We start from the raw sequence: 16,642 nt of genomic DNA on the forward strand, positions 1-16,642 counted from the left end.
GGGCTGAATCGGGAAAATCACAGTGGGAATATAACGGTCAAAAACGACCAAAGTTTGCGATCAAACCTAAAGAGGGACAGGAGTCTGTTTGGGATTACCCCCGCCCTCCTAAACTCCATACCGACAGCAGAGAAATCCTGGTGATCTTTGCCAATAAAATCATTGCACGTTCTACCAATACTATTCGGGTTTTAGAGACTGCCAGCCCTCCCACCTTCTACATCCCTAAGGCAGATATTAATATGGATTATCTAAAGAAGACAACCGGAGAAACGCGTTGTGAATGGAAAGGTGATGCTATTTATTGGAATGTAGAAGCGGATGATAAGATCGCGAAAAGAGCTGCATGGTCTTACCCCCAACCAAAATCTGAATTCTCCAAGATCAAGGGATATCTATGTTTCTATCCTTCCAGGGTATTTTGCTATGTGAATGGAGAACATGTAAAACCACAACCCGGAGGCTTTTACGGAGGATGGATCACCAAGGAAATTGTTGGACCTGTTAAGGGTGAATCAGATGAGACTTTTTTATAGATACCTCAGATTATTTAATTCTAAAAATTATTAAAAAATCTTGTTTCCCTTTATAAACTGAATTTTTGAAGTTATAATCAGCCCATATTCCAATTAACCTCATACCCATGATGAACAAAAGATACTTTCTGCTACTGATCATCTTTTCCTTTGTAACAAACATAAACATTCATGCTCAAGTTGATGAATCCTATTTCGATTACATGGATCTTTTTGACCTGCAAATGGTCTCTAGTCCTGAGATTTCTCCGGACGGAAATACGATCATTTATGAGCGGGTTCAGTATGATGTAATGACCGATGGTCGTTTCGTGAATCTATGGACGATCTCTTTTTCAGGTGAAAACCACCGTCCGCTTACTTCCGGTAAAACCGGATATGGCAGTGTAATCTGGTCACCAAGCGGAGATCGTATCGCCTATACTTCTTCTAAAGAAGGCTCTAACCAAATTTTTATTCGCTGGATGGATTCAGGAGTGTCTGCATCAATCACTAATCTCACTGGGAGTCCTGGCAACCTAAGTTGGTCACCCGATGGAAGTATGTTGCTCTTCTCAAAATTTGTACCCGGCTCTTCTTCCGTGGTCCGGCCAGATATGCCCTCAGCTCCCGAAGGTGCCGAATGGGAAGAATCCGCACAGGTAATTGACAAAGTCAGATATCGTAATGATGGCGGCGGGTATGTTGAAGATGGGTTCAGACACATTTTTGTGATTTCTGCAGAAGGCGGTGCTCCGCGACAGTTGACTTCCGGCGATCACAACTACGGATCTCCATCATGGACACCCAATGGAAATATTATTTATACCGCTGATTTATCAGACGACGCCGATATAGACCCAAATAATGAGCAGATCTATGAAATGAATATCGAGAGCGGAGAAGCCACACAGATCACGGATAAAAGAGGTCCACACAGCAGCCCAAGTGTATCTCCGGATGGTAGACTGATTGCCTACACCGGATACGAAGATCAGTTCTTGGGATATCAGCTGACTGAACTTTACATCATGAACCGTGACGGCTCGAACCTTCGTAAGATCTCCGAGGATGTAGAACAGGATATCTCCTCAATTACCTGGGCCAATGACAGCAACTCTATCTTTTTCAGGTATGATGAAGAGGGAAACAGTAAAGTTGGTAACATCAAACTGAACGGAGACTTTGTCCAAATAGCTCAAAACCTTGGCGGTGCTTCAACTGGCAGACCTTATGGCGGCGGTTCCTATTCTGTTGCTGATAATGGACGCTTTGCCTACTCCGAAGTATCCTCGACCCGCCCAAGTGAGTTAGCTGTAGGGCATTTTCCAACCCGGATGGCCAATCATAAGATCACAAATCTGAATGAGCAGCTTTTTAAAGCCAAGAAAGTTGGGAATGTAGAAGAGTTTTGGGTTGAATCATCCGTTGATGATTTTCGAACACAAGGCTGGATCATCACTCCCCCTGATTTTGACCCAGATAAAAAATATCCCATGATCCTGGAGATCCATGGCGGACCTCACACCAATTATGGCCCTCGATTTTCACCCGAATTACAGTTTATGGCAAGTCGCGGATATGTGGTCGTTTATACCAATCCCCGCGGGAGTACCAGTTATGGGACTGATTTTGCCGCTTACATCAACCATAACTACCCAAGTGAGGATTATAACGATCTGATGGATGCCACGGATTACGTCATCGATCAGGGATATATTGACGAAGACAATCTGTTCATTACAGGTGGAAGCGGTGGCGGAGTTCTAACTGCCTGGAGTATTGGTATGACCGATCGTTTTTCGGCAGCTGTGGTAGCTAAACCGGTGATCAACTGGTACAGCTTTGTACTAACGGCAGACGGTATCCCATTCTTCAGTAAATACTGGTTTACTGAAAAGCCATGGGATGATCCCGAGCAATACCTCGAACGTTCCCCAATCTCATTGGTTGGAAATGTTAGCACCCCAACCATGCTTCTAACCGGTCAGCAAGATTATCGCACTCCAATGAGTGAAACCGAGCAGTATTATTCAGCTCTTAAACTACTGGGAGTGGATGCAACCATGGTTCGTATTGCAGGTTCAGGCCACAGCATATATGCCAAGCCGAGTAACCTGTTTCGAAAAGTCGGGTACATAACGGGCTGGTTTGATCGGTATAAGGATTAGCTGTCAGCAGTCAGGCTTCAGCTTTCAGTTTTTTGTCGTTTCTGTACTGGAAGAGATCTTATAAGGTTGCTAAAATATTTTTCGGCTCTTCAGACTATGAGATTTAAGGCATTAGCTGCGTTGATTTTAAAAAACTGAAAGCTATGAGCTGAATCCTGACTACTGACAGCTCAAATAAAAGCTTCATTAACCCGTGGGGATTCAATATCTTCTCGCAAAAGAAATTTAAATTCAATCCTTCTACATGCTCTTTGCGGTAAGCCTTCCTTTTTTAAATGAGATCGTTGCACTTTTTTTGGTCAGCGTTCTTATTGCATACATTTGTTATCGCATCAAATTAGTCCCTATTGCCGGTTTTTTGATCGCCGGGGTAATCATTGGTCCTAATGCTTTGGGCTTGGTGCAAGATCAGGAACTGGTAGATATGCTCGCAGAGATCGGTATCATACTCCTCCTTTTTACCATTGGTATTGAATTTAGCCTCGATAAGTTATCCCGAATCAAGAATGCTATTTTTGTTGGGGGAGGATTGCAGGTTTTATTAAGTGTTGGCGCGGTTGTGGGCATCCTTCTGTTATTTGATGTAGACTGGAAAGTTGCCGTTTACACCGGTTTTTTAGTGGCGTTGAGTTCTACCGCTATCATTTTGGGATTGCTTAGCGAGCAAGGTAAAACCGACACTCCCGTTGGCAGGCTGTCACTGGCCGTACTTATTTTTCAGGATTTTGCCATCATCGCGATGGTACTTTTAGTTCCTATTCTATCCGGACAAAGTGATTCCATTCAGGATGTATTTATTGTCCTTGGAAAAGCCGTTCTGCTTATTGCCGTGGTTGTGGTTTTAGCCCGGAAAATTGTACCATGGATCTTAGAAAAAGTAGCGCAAACCCGCCGGCAGGAATTATTCCTACTCACCGTAATGGCTATCTGTTTTGGAACCGCTGCTTTAACCAATCTTGCCGAAGTAAGTCTGGCTCTTGGAGCATTTCTTGCCGGCCTTGTAGTGAGTGAAAGCCATTACAGCGACCATGCCCTCAGTGAAATACTGCCGTTAAAAACTATTTTTAATGCGGTATTCTTTGTTTCTGTAGGAATGTTGCTTGATCTTCAGTTTGTTATCGAAAATCCCTTGTTGCTTCTTGGGATTGCGACCGGAGTTTTGGTATTAAAATTTATTCTTAGCTCAGTCAGTTTGTTGGTGCTTGGATATCCTATACGAATTGCAGCTGCAGCAGGTATTGTTTTAGCGCAGATCGGGGAATTCTCTTTTGTATTGGAACGAGCAGGGCGCCCTGCCGGCTTGACCCCAGGCGGTTTTGGTGAAATGGGCTCACAAGTTTTCATAGCCACTTCAGTTTTGTTAATGCTTCTCACTCCTCTTTTCCTGAAAGTAAGCCCAAAAATAGGTGAATTATTGGCCAAAACCCCATTACGTAAAATTGGGGAAAACCGAAAAGAAACTGTTTCAGAACAAGAATCAACGGACTCAGAAGATCATGTAATTTTGGTGGGATACGGGCCTGCAGGCAGAAATCTTGCCAAGGTTTTTAAAGACACCGGTATTCCATTCATAGTGGTTGAATTGAATCCAAATTCTGTTTCTGAAATGAGGGAGAATGGAATTAATGCAATTTATGGTGATGCCTCAAGAACACACATATTGGAACATGCCGGAGTTTACAGAGCTAAACTCTGTGTGGTAGTAATCAATGAACCACGAATTACCCCCAGAATTATAAAACTTGCTAATTACCTAAACCCTACCATAGAAGTCATTGCCCGAACCAGGTATCTTTCTGAGGCTGAACTACTGAAGAAAGCCGGAGCGGACAAAGTAGTGCCTGCCGAAATGGAAACCACGGTACGGCTTTTCTCCAATGTGCTGCGTTCCTACCTCATTCCTGAAGAAGAGATAGAGCAGCACATTCGGGAGCTTCGCAAAGAAGATTTTCAGATCCTGCGGGGAAGCATTCAGGAAGCACATCTGATGGTATTACAAGGATTGGATGAAGAAGGGCTTCATACCAGGGCAGTGTTGGTGAAAGAAGGTTCTTTTGCTGCAGGAAAATCATTAGGTGAATTGATGTTGAGAAACAAATATCAAATAACCATACTCACTGTTAACCGAGGTAATAAAAATATTGGAAATCCTGCCGGAGAGTTCACTCTGAAAGCCGGCGATCGGTTGGTTATGGTTGGAATGGCTGACCGTTTTGCCGATGCCGCAGAAGTATTTCGAGAAGCTGAAATGCCTGAAGAATTAAGACAAGAATTTTGATCTATTAACAAACCTTATTCTAAAATTTGGTTTCCCTTTATAATTTTTCTGATATCTGACATACTCCCTTTTTGGGCAAGAATTAAAAGCTTATCACCGGTTTGTATAACTGTTGTTCCTCGGGGTACAAGGAATTTACCATCTCTGTTTATGATCACAATTAACGAGTTCTCCGGGAAATTTAAGTCAATTACCTGATGCCCAACTATAGGGTCATCCGCCTCTACTTCCAATTCCTTCATCGCACTTTTGGTATCAACGGAAGGTTCAAATTCTACAGGAAATTTAGTTTTCGGTATGATCGGAGAATCTACATGTAGCTTCTTTGCCATCCACGAAATCGTTGGCCCCTGAATAATCACTGACGTTACAACCACGAAAAATACAATACTGAAAATTAGTTCTGCATTCGGAATTCCTGCTACTAACGGAAATGTGGCCATTATGATCGGAACTGCTCCACGGAGTCCCGCCCATGATATCATAAATTTACCTCGTGCTTTTTGGCTTGAAAACATCAGAGACAGAAACACACTTATTGGCCGAGCCAAGAAGATCAGTACTCCAGCTATTATTAATCCTTCAACCCAAATAGCTAATATCTGATTTGGAAAGACGAGCAAGCCAAGAGTAAGAAACATTGCAATCTGCATCAACCAGCCCATCCCGTCAAAGAAATTCACCAAACTGCGCTGATGTATGAAATTCGAATTCCCTAAAATCAATCCTGCCAAATAAACTGCCAAAAATCCACTGCCACCTAATAAATCGGTTGCTGAGTATATCAGCGGAACAAGTGCAAGGGTTAACACCGGATATAAGCCATCGTAATCCAGATTTATATTGTTGATCAGCCAGGTAATTGTGCGTCCAAATAAGAAACCGGCCACCAACCCAATACTGATCTGTAACAAGAAAAGAATAATGAGATCAGAAAGGCCATAATTAGGAAGTGTGAGCCATTGAATTACACCAAGCGTTAGGAAAATAGCCATCGGATCATTCGTTCCTGACTCAAACTCCATCACTTCCTTCAGCCGGTATTTAAAACCAAGATCCTTTGAACGAAGGATTGAAAAAACAGCTGCTGCATCAGTTGATGATACGATCGCTCCCAACAAAACTCCTTCTAAAATACTGAAGTTCAATATCCATACAGCAAATCCTCCAACTATAAAAGCACTAAGCAACACACCAAATGTTGATAAAGAAATACCGGTTGCAATGATAGGCCTGATCTTTTTCCAGCGAGTATCTAATCCCCCAGAAAACAGAATATAGATAAGCGCAATGATCCCAAGTGACTGTGCTATCTCATAATCATCAAAATAAACCAGATTCAGACCGTCGGAACCGAACAACATTCCAACACCCAAAAAGATCAACAGAGCAGGAATTCCCCACCTGCCGCCAAGTTTACTTGAAAAAATACTTATCAATAAAAGTGTTGCTACCGTAAACAGATAAAGGGAAATGGTCATACTATTCAGATGTAAATTCTTTATTTAGACTTTAAGAAGTTAAAATAATAATGCTACTGTTTTGAATTCCAAGTAAAATGTGAATCAAATATTTATATCTGTTTCCAATAAAAAATATTTGCTTAGGCAATGCTATTCAACATAGCCTTACCGGCAGAAAGAATCCTATTCTTTTTGATTAAAAATTGAAACAAAAAATTGATTTTTGACTCTTAGTAGGAAAGCAATTAAAGTTGATCGAAATGAGTAGTAATGTTTTCTAATATTAATATTCACCTATCTTTCAGCTTCCATAATCAGCATGCATAAAATCATGAAAGAAATAGCAGCCAAGTGTTTTAAAAAAATCAGCAGCTTGATACGGATTCACCTCGAAAAGAATCCGAATGACCTTTTAGTCTTCTCTTTTACCTTTCTCATTGTTGTATTTATTGCAGTGATAGCCCCGCAAGTTCCCGATACTGACCAATCTGAAACAGCAAGTGTTAACATAGAGCACATTGATTCATTTGAGGGTGATAATGACGGTATTGTAGTTATAAAGGCCCGATCTGAATTTTAGAACAGATCAGGCCTTTTTTATATCTATTTCCAAGCTCCCAGGATCAACCCCATCAGGGTAAATACAATGGTCCAGAAGCCACCATTGATGAAGATATATTTCCAGGATTTTTGCTCATAAAGGGCGTTGACACCGATGGCCATAGCAACCCACCCAAAGCCTGTCAGAAAACCGTAAAAAGCGCCTTCTTGCGCAGTTACTTCCCCTCCAAAGAACATAGCCAGGCAGTAGGCCATGATAAATTGAAATACAAAAGTAAAACCAAATATCTTGGCCATATTTCCTTTTTGGGCATCTTCTTCCGTCATCCCAACAGAAGACATCCAGGGTTTACCGAATAACGGTCCGTACCATATAAAACCAATTGCGAATCCAACCAATGAAGCGGCTAATACAGCCAACCAGTTTATTGCTGCCATTTCCATAATTTTGTCCTCATATCAGTAATTAAAAATTATCATTTGTCCCATTCCAAATTCCTCATACCTATTGGATCACAAAGAATTAACAAAAATAACTTCTATCCTACAATATCCCTGAAATAATTTGGGTACAATTTATCTTCTACACCCAAGCTTTTGATGTAGATTTCTTACCTTTGAGTCTAAAAAGCTTTAAGAACAAACATTGAATATGAAATATCCTGATTTCAATCAGACGATACCGATCGACCACGTTGGCGTTGAAGAACGTGTAGCCCGGTTAAACTCCCGAAGCATTAAGAAAGAGTCTAAACTTCAGGCTCTCAAACTTGCATTAAGTATGATCGATCATACTACGCTGGAAGGGAAAGACTCACCGGGAAAAGTGATACAACTTTGCAAGAAAGCAAAACAACCCCATCCCTCTATCCCTGATCTCCCTACGATAGCTGCTGTGTGTGTTTATCCAAGGATGGTTAGTGTGGCTAAAAACGAATTAAAAGGAACCGATATCAAAGTAGCCAGTGTGGCCACAGCTTTCCCAAGCGGACAGTCTCCCCTTTCTATGCGCCTGCAAGACACTAAATTTGCTGTTTCTGAAGGTGCAGATGAAATTGATATGGTGATAAGTCGCGGTGCTTTTTTAAATGGAGAATTCAGCCTGGTCTTTGATGAAATAGCTGCAATAAAAGAGGCTTGTGGAGATGCGCATTTAAAGGTGATCCTGGAAACCGGGGAACTTCATACCTTCGAAAATGTAAGAAAAGCCAGTGATCTGGCTATGCATGCAGGTGCAGATTTCATTAAGACATCTACCGGAAAAGTAAGTCCTGCTGCAACGCAGCCGGTTACTTTAGTAATGCTGGAAGCTATTCGGGATTTTTATTATAAAACAGATAAGATGATCGGGATGAAACCTGCCGGAGGAATCCGAACTGCCAAACAAGCTCTCCAATATTTGGTTTTAGTAAAAGAAACCCTTGGAGCCGCCTGGCTTACTAATAATTATTTCCGGTTTGGAGCCAGTTCTTTAACCAATGACTTGCTCATGCAAATAGTAAAACAACAAACCGGGCATTACCAATCGCTCGATTACTTCAGTAATGATTGATTAATTGAAGCTTAATAAACGAACATATCGAAACAACTCTCTACGACTTCAAGGCTATGATTATAGCAATGAGGGGATTTATTTCGTAACCATTCTGACAAAAAATAGAGAACCATTTTTTGGTAAGATCATAAAGGATCAAGTTGTTTTAAATGAGATTGGTGATATAGCTGAGAAAGAATGGCTCAAAACTCAACAAATCAGAGATCGAGTTACTTTGGGACAATTTGTAATAATGCCTGACCACCTTCATGCTATTTTAGCTTTGGGGCCAGTAAGGGCGCATGGCCATGCGCCCTTACTGGCCGGTGAGCCTTATAAAAATGAATTTGGTCCGCAACGAAATAACCTGTCCTCAATAATCCGTGGCTTCAAGGGATCTTCCACAAAAAAAATTCGCCAAACAATCAATCCCAGTTTTGCCTGGCACAGAAGTTTTTATGACAGGGTCATACGAAACAAGAAAGAATTAAATAAAATAGAAGAATATATTTTCAACAATCCGATAGCCTTTTACTTGAAACAAAAGGATTCTGGATTTGAATTAAACTTTTAGAAAATGTCCAACACCGAAACCAAAGAAACTAAGTACAAACCTACTTCACCAAATTCGAAACTGGATTTTGAATCGGTATGGGAATATGCCCCTGCTCCTCAGGATTCCGATTTTGCAGATGTTCAAGACCAATATGATCTTTTCATTGGCGGGAAATTTGTTAAACCATCCAAAGGCCGCTATTTCAAGAGCACAAATCCGGCTACCGAAGAAGTCATAACTGAGTTTGCTGAAGCCACTCAAAAAGATGTGGACAAAGCCGTAAAAGCAGCACGAAAAGCTTATGAAGGTGAGTGGTCACGCATTTCAGCTAAAGAGCGCGGAAAATATATTTATCGTATTGCACGAATGATTCAGGAACGAGCCCGTGAATTTGCTGTTCTTGAAAGTATGGACGGCGGTAAGCCAATTCGGGAATCCCGAGATGTAGACATCCCTCTGGTAGCAGCCTATTTCTTCTATTATGCAGGTTGGGCAGATAAGCTGGAATATGCTTTCCCGGGTAAAAAACCTAAACCGCTTGGAGTGTGCGGACAGATCATTCCCTGGAATTTCCCTTTACTGATGCTGGCATGGAAAATTGCTCCTGCACTCGCATGCGGGAATACTGTTGTTCTTAAACCTGCTGAAACAACTTCCCTTACGGCTCTTAAGTTTGCTGAGTTGGTGAAAGATTGCGGACTTCCGGACGGGGTAGTAAATATCGTTACAGGTGCAGGTCAGACCGGAGCTGAGATCGTAAATCATAAGGATATTGATAAGATCGCTTTTACAGGCTCAACCAATGTCGGGAAGATCATTCAAAAATCACTTGCCGGGACTGATAAAAAATACACCCTTGAATTGGGCGGGAAAGGTGCTTTAGTAATATTTGAGGATGCACCTATAGATCAGGCCGTAGAAGGAATTATCAATGCCATCTATTTCAATCAGGGGCATGTTTGCTGTGCCGGATCACGTCTGTTAGTTCAAGAAGGCGTAGCTGATAAAGTGATCAACAAGTTGAAAGACAGACTGGAAAGCCTCATCGTTGGGGACCCTCTTGACAAAAATACTGATATAGGAGCTATCAACTCAAAAGAACAATTCGAGACCGTTAACAAATATCTTGAATTAGGAGTTGAGGAAGGTGCTGATATCTACCAAAGCAAATGCGACATTCCTGATAACGGATATTTCATTCGCCCCACCCTTTTTACAAATGTATCACAGTCGAACCGTGTGGTTCAGGAAGAGATCTTTGGCCCGGTACTTACGGTTCAAACTTTTCGGACAGCAGACGAAGGCATCGAAAAAGCAAACAATACACCATATGGATTGGCAAATGGTGTTTGGACGGATAAGGGATCAAAAATATTTAAAATGAGCAGTAAAATGCGATCCGGTGTAATCTGGGCGAATACATACAACAAATTCGATCCCACCTCACCGTTTGGTGGTTATAAAGAAAGCGGTGTTGGCCGCGAAGGTGGAATGCACGGATTAGCTGCTTACCTAAAAATTTAATAGTAAAGAATTAAGACCATGTCTGATCAAAGAATTGACGTAAAAAAAACTTATAAAATGTATATCGGTGGGGATTTTCCCCGCAGTGAATCAGGCCGAACCTACAAGGCAACTGATTCCGACGGCAACCTCCTGGCGAATGTATGCCAGGGCTCCCGTAAAGACTTTCGCGATGCAGTTAAAATAGCTCGTGGTGCATTTGGCGGTTGGAGCAATCGCAGCGCTTATAACCGAGGCCAGATTCTCTACCGAATTGCTGAGATGATGGAAGATCGCCGGGATCAGTTTATGAAAGAATTGGGCCTTATCGGATTTAAAGCAGCGGAAGCAGAGGCTGACATAAATGCTTCGATTGATCGACTGATCTATTATGCAGGCTGGACGGACAAATACCTTCAGGTATATGGATCCATAAACCCTGTGGCAAGCTCACATTTCAATTTTAGTTTGCTTGAGCCAACTGGTGTGGTAACAGCTTTTTCCCCTGAAAACAGCCCCCTCCTGGGATTAGTTTCTGTAATTTCTCCAATCATTGCCGGAGGTAATACCTGTGTAATCTTAGCCTCAGAAGCTTATCCATTACCCGCTTTAACTTTTGCTGAAGTTTTGAATTCTTCTGATGTACCGGGTGGTGTTATTAATATTCTCACAGGATTCAGAAAAGAATTAGCGGAACATTTTAGCACTCATATGGATGTAAATGCGTTGTGTTACACAGACGATCTTCCAAAAGAAATGAAGAAGATGATAGACGAAAATGCATCCTTAAACGTTAAGCGTATTGTTAAACGCCCCATTAAAGATTGGTATGGTGAAGATGCACAATCACCTTATTTCTTAACAGATTTTCAGGAAACAAAAACTACCTGGCACCCCATAGGATTTTAAAAAAATCAGATATGAAATATTTAGTTCTTACTATTTTAGCTGTCACCGCAGTAGCCTGTTCTACCTCAGAGAAGAGCGTTCAAAATGGAGTGGATGAGGTTATCAAAGAATATCAGGATGAGATCTCATTTTCTTTTACAAAGCTTGAGAATTTGCGCACTCAACTATCTGATACATACGCCTACAGAGTCAATGAAATACCCGAAGGATTTAATAAAATTAAAGTCCAGGAAGAAGAGGAAATTGATCTGTACGAAGGCTATCGAATCCAGATCTATTCCGGAGAGGATGTAACAGGTGCTGATACTACAGCCGGTGATTTCAGAGCTTGGGCAGATACAACCATAGTTGGCTATCAACCTAATACTTATGTCTTTTTTCGCACCCCATATTATCGTGTTCATGTCGGAGACTTCCATGAAAGAGAGAGAGCCATACAATTTTCAAACATTGTGAAACGATTCTTTCAGGATGCATGGGTAGTATATGACCGCGTAGATCCTAACAAAGTGCCGGCCGATACAACTATTATCGAGCTCAAATAGCAGATAAAAACCTACCTGACCCTTTAGAGAACATATCATTTTTTTATGTTTTAGGTAGCTGATCTCCCTAGAAAACAAACAGAATAAAACAAAACTTTTTGTTTATTATTACGAAGAAGGATAAAACTAAATTTTAGAACAGGCATATAATTGGCTTTAAAGAACGAAGCACAATCCGGATACGGCACTAAGAAATTTTATCAGGAATATGTTTCCGGAATGAGCCGGGAACGTTTTTCCAAAGAGCTTACTGCTGATACTGAGCGTCTCAAGCTTGTTTATAAAGAAGCTGTAGAAGACATCGAACGCCAGCAGGGGCAACAATTACCCGGGCATGTTAAATTTCTTAGACTCTTCTCTGACCTTACCCAACGTTTAAACCCAACCCGAAGACTCATCTTTGGTTTGGGATCCGTTAGTTTTGTTGCTTATTACCTGCTGAATTTTTTTGGGATCCTGAATTTTTTCTTAATAGGAGACCTGCTGTTACCTTTCGGGTTTTTGTCTATGTTCATGCTACTCCTAATCGAATTGCTTGAAAAGTCTGATGTTCAAAAAGAAATTGACCTTGCTCGTGAAATTCAATTAAGCCTGCTGCCGGGCACTTCTCTCAATAAGGAAAACCTGGAAGTCTATTCATTTGCACATACCGCTAAGGAAGTTGGCGGTGATTACCTGGATGTGATCGAAAGTGAACATGGTACCTATGTTATAATAGCTGATGTTTCCGGAAAGGGATTAAGTGCAGCTCTTTACATGGTGCGGCTTCAGGCTTTGGTTAGCATGATCATTGAAAAAGAACAACCAACCCCTAAAGACCTGTTTCTACAGCTTAATAACTATATTAAAAGTAATAGCAAGGATAAGACCTTTGTAACCGGTTGTGTTGCTTTTTTCCCGAATGATGAGGAACACTTTGAGTACATCCGCGCGGGACACAACATCCCTATTTATTATAATAAAGAGCGGGATACTACTTTTAAACTTAAATCGAATGGCTTTGCCCTGGGGATGACCTCAACCAAGCTGCTCGATAAAAACATGGAAGTAAAGAAATTTCAATTCAAACCCGGTGATTCGGTCTTATTCTATACCGATGGCTTGAACGAGGCCCGTAACAACCGTGAAGAAGAATATGGAGAGGAGCGAATTGAATCGTTGATGGAGATCTACGGCTCACTTCACGCCAAAACCATAATTGGAAAAATTCAGTCGTCTCTGGAAGCTTTTATCGGCTCGGTAGATCCACTGGACGATGTAACATTTACATGTATACACCGCCCTTCCAAATAGCGGAGCGAATCTAACTAAATTTTACTTTCCGAGAGCTGCTTTAACAACGGCCTCTGTTGTAATCCCAAAGTGCTCATACAATTCTTCATAAGGACCTGACTCACCAAAGGTATTCAACCCTATCGCTTTCCCATTAGGTCCTACGTAGCGTTCCCACCCGAAGGTTGACCCTGCTTCAATGGATACACGATTAGTAACTGATGATGGCAACACAGATTCTTTATATGCGGCGTCCTGCTTCTCAAACAGCTCCCAGCTTGGCATACTTACCACTCGTGCATCTACGCCTTTATTTGCCAGCTCTGCTTTAGCTTCAATAGCAAACTGAAGCTCCGAACCTGTGCCAATCAGGATAGCATCCGGAGTTTCTTTATCTGAATCTGCAAATACATATCCGCCCTTTTGAACAAGACTTGCACCATTGTTCCCGGTTCTTGCTTGTGTTGGGAGATTTTGACGGGTTAATACCAGAAGTGTTGGTCCTGTAGTATTCTCAATAGCGGCCTTCCATGCGTAGGAAGTTTCATTTGCATCGCCGGGTCTTAGAATTGTAATATTCGGCATCGCCCTCAGGCTAGCAAGGTGCTCAACAGGCTGGTGAGTCGGGCCATCTTCCCCCAATCCTATACTGTCATGAGTGAGTACGAAAATGGAGGGTACTTTCATCAAAGCGGCCAATCTAATAGCGGGTCGCATATAATCCGTGAAAACAAAAAAAGTAGCGCCATAAGGAATCATGCCTCCGTGAAGAGCCATACCATTTACAGCAGCTCCCATGCCATGCTCACGAACTCCAAAGTGTATGGTACGACCTGTAGGTTTATCCACGATGTAAGAACCAGATCCTTCAATGTCTGTTTTTGTACTTCCTCCCAGATCGGCAGAACCACCAAATAAATTAGGCACTATATCTTTGATCGCATTGATCACTTTTCCTGAGGCAGCACGACTTGCCATTCCTTTTTTATCTTCATCAAAGACCGGAAGACTGGACTCAAATTCTGAGGAGATTTCCCGGTTCATCCATTTTTTAAAGGACTCTGCTGCTTCAGCATTTGATCTTTCGTAGTCGGCAAGTTGCTCATTCCATTCTTTTTCAGCTTCTTCACCTTTTGTTACCGCTTGCCTGAATTTATTGAGAGCCTCATCCGGGATATGGAATTTCTTGTCCGGATCCCAGCCATATGCTTCCTTAGTTAGTTTAATTTCATCTTCACCTAAGGGAGAACCATGTGAAGATTCACTGCCTTGCTTATTGGGACTTCCAAATCCAATATGTGTTTTACATACAATTACAGATGGTTTAGTGGTAATAGATCTGGCTTCCTCAATAGCAGAATTAATAGCATCATGATCATGCCCGTCGATCTCAACAACATGCCAGTTGTAAGCCTCAAAACGTTTTACAACATCTTCAGTAAAAGCAAGGTCTGTGGAACCTTCAATCGAAATGCTGTTGGAGTCATATAGATAGATCAATTTACCCAAGCCCATGTGACCTGCCATGGAAGCAGATTCATGCGAAATTCCCTCCATCAGATCTCCATCACTTACAATTGCGTAGGTATAATGATCTACAATCTTCTGATCCCCTTTATTGAATTTGGCCGCCAGAAAATGCTCAGCCATTGCCATACCCACTCCCGTCCCAAACCCCTGCCCCAAAGGTCCTGTTGTCGTTTCAACCCCGGGAGTCATGCCATACTCAGGATGTCCTGGAGTTTTACTCCCCATTTGGCGAAAGTTTTTAATCTCTTCAAGACTCAGATCATAACCGGTTAAATGCAGTAAACTATAAATTAACATTGAACCATGTCCGGCAGAAAGTATGAATCGGTCTCTGTCAACCCAGTTTGGATTCTTTGGATTATGTTTTAAAAAATTGGACCAAAGAACATAAGCGACATCAGCCATACCCATGGGCATACCCGGGTGACCTGAGTTAGCTTTTTCAACGGCATCAATGGATAAGGTTCTAATGGTATTGACACAAAGTTCATCAAGTTTTGAAGCGGGCATCAGTGGAGGTTATTAAAATTATAAATTTTGATTACGTGAGGTTTGAAAGATACCAAATGCCGGTTTTGTATAAAAAGGGAATAAAAATTAATTACATAAAAAAAGCCACGCTGAAAAAGCGTGGCTTCAATAATACTCAGCTCAGAACAACTTATATATCAACGAGTAGTTGAGTCACACTTCAACTCAAATTCCATTTTGTGCTCTGCTGCTCCTCTGAATTGACCATACAAGGCGTTTGTAAAAGCATCACAAGCTTCTGAATTGTTGCCTAAAGTTTGCATTGCATAACCCAACTCATAATATATTTTTGCTCTGTCAGTTCTGCCGCCATTCTCATATTCAAGAGACTGGTTAGCGGCATCAATTGCTTCTTGAGCATTTCCGGCTTTATTATGTGCTTCAGCAAGGCGATAATATACATCTGCAGACTCACTATCGTAATCTAGAGCTTTATTGAGGGTTTCTATAGCATAATCTAAATTACCATTTTGTAATGCTCGCGTACCTACAGCAAGGAGCTCATCGTGGGCAGATTCCGTTGCTTTCTGAGCAACATCTTGCTCATTGGTAGATTCACCTACCTGAATTGCACGATCATACCACTCAAGCATTTCATCTATTCCCTCATCAATGATTCCATCGTCTTCAGTGTCATTCATTTTCTTAAAGATCTTGGCTTTCTGATAGTAAGCTGCTGCATAGTTTGTATTTGAGTTAAGAGCCTGATCTACGGCTTCATTAGCTTTTTCAAACTCTTCGTTATTGTAATAAAGCACCGATTTAGTGTATTGCAATTTCGGAATTGCTTCTTCCACAGTTGAAACATATCTGTCATCGCCATATTCTTCACTAATTTCAACTACATCACGAAATGCAGAAATAGCCCGATCCAGAGTTTCCAAATCCCGGCTTGTCTGAAATTCCTTATAAATCGCCAATGCCTGTCCATAATACATTTTGGGAATTTGTGATTCTGCATTTTCCTTGATGTCTTCACCTTCCGGCCCAAGCTGCTCAGCTACAGAAACTACTTGTGTAAATGTAGAAATGGCTGATTCATAATCATTAGCCTGAGCTTCCTCAAGCCCTTTATTATAAAGTTGCACCGCTTGAGTTCTATCTTGAGCATCAACTTGAAATGCCGCTAAACCTAACACGGCAGTACATAAAATTATTTTTAAAAGCTTCATATCCATTTTATTTTGATCGTTAGTTGCAGCGCCGAATTTAATAAAAAATGACACTGAAATTAAAATTATAACTGCCTTTTTAATGAAATAGTATTTATTAAA

14 protein-coding genes are annotated in these 16,642 nt (G+C 41.4%); 10 read left to right on the forward strand and 4 right to left on the reverse strand.

All coding sequences use genetic code 11. The features are described 5' to 3' along the window. From VFM80_RS02335 to VFM80_RS02345, 3 genes are all read left to right on the forward strand, one after another. The coding region (locus VFM80_RS02335; RefSeq protein WP_395069156.1) for a DUF427 domain-containing protein at positions 1–536 on the forward strand (536 nt) is incomplete at its 5' end. Positions 537–643: 107 nt separating this feature from the next. Next, the gene (locus VFM80_RS02340) at positions 644–2,686 is read left to right on the forward strand and encodes a S9 family peptidase (protein WP_395069158.1); all 2,043 of its coding nucleotides are present in this window, start codon (positions 644–646) and stop codon (positions 2,684–2,686) included. 244 nt (positions 2,687–2,930) lie between these two features. Next, positions 2,931–4,964, forward strand: a complete 2,034-nt coding sequence (locus tag VFM80_RS02345; protein WP_395069160.1) for a cation:proton antiporter — start codon at positions 2,931–2,933, stop codon at positions 4,962–4,964. A gap of 14 nt (positions 4,965–4,978) precedes the next feature. Here the strand turns inward: VFM80_RS02345 and VFM80_RS02350 are convergent, their stop codons facing one another. After that, entirely contained in the window at positions 4,979–6,445 is a 1,467-nt protein-coding gene (locus tag VFM80_RS02350) for a potassium/proton antiporter (RefSeq protein WP_395069162.1), read from the reverse strand. A gap of 313 nt (positions 6,446–6,758) precedes the next feature. Here VFM80_RS02350 and VFM80_RS02355 point away from each other — a divergent pair, with 313 nt between their 5' ends. Then, positions 6,759–7,007, forward strand: coding sequence for a hypothetical protein (locus VFM80_RS02355; RefSeq protein ID WP_395069164.1), 249 nt, complete (start codon positions 6,759–6,761; stop codon positions 7,005–7,007). Positions 7,008–7,030: 23 nt separating this feature from the next. Here the strand turns inward: VFM80_RS02355 and VFM80_RS02360 are convergent, their stop codons facing one another. Beyond that, the gene (locus VFM80_RS02360; protein ID WP_395069166.1) at positions 7,031–7,426 is read right to left on the reverse strand and encodes a DUF1761 domain-containing protein; all 396 of its coding nucleotides are present in this window, start codon (positions 7,424–7,426) and stop codon (positions 7,031–7,033) included. 214 nt (positions 7,427–7,640) lie between these two features. Here VFM80_RS02360 and deoC point away from each other — a divergent pair, with 214 nt between their 5' ends. The 6 genes from deoC (at position 7,641) to VFM80_RS02390 (ending at position 13,328) form a co-directional block, all read left to right on the forward strand. Further along, the gene (gene deoC / locus VFM80_RS02365) at positions 7,641–8,540 is read left to right on the forward strand and encodes a deoxyribose-phosphate aldolase (RefSeq protein ID WP_395069168.1); all 900 of its coding nucleotides are present in this window, start codon (positions 7,641–7,643) and stop codon (positions 8,538–8,540) included. 4 nt (positions 8,541–8,544) lie between these two features. Beyond that, a complete protein-coding gene (locus VFM80_RS02370; RefSeq protein WP_395069170.1) occupies positions 8,545–9,096 on the forward strand; it encodes a transposase in 552 nt (183 codons plus the stop codon). A 3-nt stretch (positions 9,097–9,099) separates the two neighbouring features. After that, positions 9,100–10,602: an aldehyde dehydrogenase family protein gene (locus VFM80_RS02375; protein ID WP_395069172.1), complete on the forward strand. Its 1,503-nt coding sequence runs from the start codon at positions 9,100–9,102 to the stop codon at positions 10,600–10,602. Between the two features lie 18 nt (positions 10,603–10,620). After that, complete coding sequence (locus VFM80_RS02380) at positions 10,621–11,490, forward strand: aldehyde dehydrogenase family protein (protein WP_395069174.1); 870 nt, start codon at positions 10,621–10,623, stop codon at positions 11,488–11,490. Between the two features lie 11 nt (positions 11,491–11,501). Next, positions 11,502–12,035 (forward strand): SPOR domain-containing protein, encoded by a 534-nt coding sequence (locus VFM80_RS02385; RefSeq protein ID WP_395069176.1) that lies wholly within the window; start codon positions 11,502–11,504, stop codon positions 12,033–12,035. 150 nt (positions 12,036–12,185) lie between these two features. Next, on the forward strand, positions 12,186–13,328 hold the full coding sequence (locus tag VFM80_RS02390) for a PP2C family protein-serine/threonine phosphatase (RefSeq protein WP_395069178.1): 1,143 nt from the start codon (positions 12,186–12,188) through the stop codon (positions 13,326–13,328). 21 nt (positions 13,329–13,349) lie between these two features. Here the strand turns inward: VFM80_RS02390 and tkt are convergent, their stop codons facing one another. Together tkt and VFM80_RS02400 are read right to left on the reverse strand one after the other, a co-directional pair. Further along, the gene (tkt, locus tag VFM80_RS02395; RefSeq protein ID WP_395069180.1) at positions 13,350–15,347 is read right to left on the reverse strand and encodes a transketolase; all 1,998 of its coding nucleotides are present in this window, start codon (positions 15,345–15,347) and stop codon (positions 13,350–13,352) included. 158 nt (positions 15,348–15,505) lie between these two features. Continuing rightward, the gene (locus tag VFM80_RS02400; RefSeq protein ID WP_395069182.1) at positions 15,506–16,540 is read right to left on the reverse strand and encodes a tetratricopeptide repeat protein; all 1,035 of its coding nucleotides are present in this window, start codon (positions 16,538–16,540) and stop codon (positions 15,506–15,508) included. Positions 16,541–16,642: the final 102 nt, after the last annotated feature.

It is taken from the genome of Gracilimonas sp. (assembly GCF_035704785.1).
In the GTDB taxonomy this organism is placed as follows: domain Bacteria; phylum Bacteroidota; class Rhodothermia; order Balneolales; family Balneolaceae; genus Gracilimonas.